The organism is Actinomyces sp. HMSC08A09 (genome assembly GCF_001807465.1).
Lineage (GTDB): Bacteria > Actinomycetota > Actinomycetes > Actinomycetales > Actinomycetaceae > Actinomyces > Actinomyces oris.
Genome location: NZ_KV789101.1, coordinates 1 through 893 on the forward strand (window position 1 = coordinate 1; position 893 = coordinate 893).

The following is an 893-nucleotide window of genomic DNA, read 5'->3' on the forward strand; positions in this document are numbered from 1 at the left end:
CCACCGGCTGGCCCTGCACCCATGCAGCGAGAGGCGGCACAAAGATGAATATCGAGGACATCGACGTCTTCATCGGCATCGACGTCGGTAAGAGCGAGCACTGGGCCACTGCCCTGAGCCGGGACGGGCGAAAAGTCTTTGACAAGTCCCTTCCCAACGACGAGGAGCGCCTGCGTGCTCTCTACAAGAAGCTGGCCGATCACGGGAACCTGCTGGTGGTGGTCGATCAGCCTGCCACCATCGGGGCCCTGGCGGTGGCGGTGGCTCAGGACATGGGAATCACCGTGGGCTACCTGCCCGGGCTGTCGATGCGACGCATCGCTGACCTGACGCCGGGCAGCGCCAAGACCGACGCCAAGGACGCGGCCGTCATCGCCGGCGCGGCCAGGAGCATGCCCCACACCCTGAGAGCCATCAGCACCTCGGACGAGGACGCGGCCGCCTTGTCGATGCTCACTGGCTTCGACCTGGACCTGGCCCGCCAGGTCAACCAGACCGCCAACCGGATCCGGGGCCTGTACACCCAGATCCACCCCGCCCTCGAGCGGGTGCTGGGGCCCTGGCTGGAGCACGACGCCGTCCTGGAGGTCATCGCCGCCTGGCCCACCCCAGCCGACCTGAAGCGAGCGGGCAAGGCAAGGATCGACGCCAGGCTCAAGAAGCACGGGTGCAGGCGGCATGCCGCCTGGGCGGGCCAGATCGTCTCGGCCCTGGAGCACCAGACCGTGGTGGTCGCCGGCACCGACGCCGCCGCAGTGGTGCTGCCACACCTGGCCAGGCAGCTCATCGCCCTGCACGCTCAGCGGGCCGATGTCGCCGCCCAGGTCGAGACCCTAGTGGAGGCCCACCCTCTTTACCAGGTCCTGACCTCCATGCCCGGGATCGGGGTCAGG

General features: G+C 68.5%; 1 protein-coding gene. It reads left to right on the forward strand.

Annotated features, from left to right (window positions below; genetic code table 11):
* Nucleotides 1–44: 44 nt before the first annotated feature.
* A partial coding sequence (locus HMPREF3165_RS04520) for an IS110 family transposase (protein WP_070511147.1) occupies nucleotides 45–893 on the forward strand: 849 nt, incomplete at its 3' end.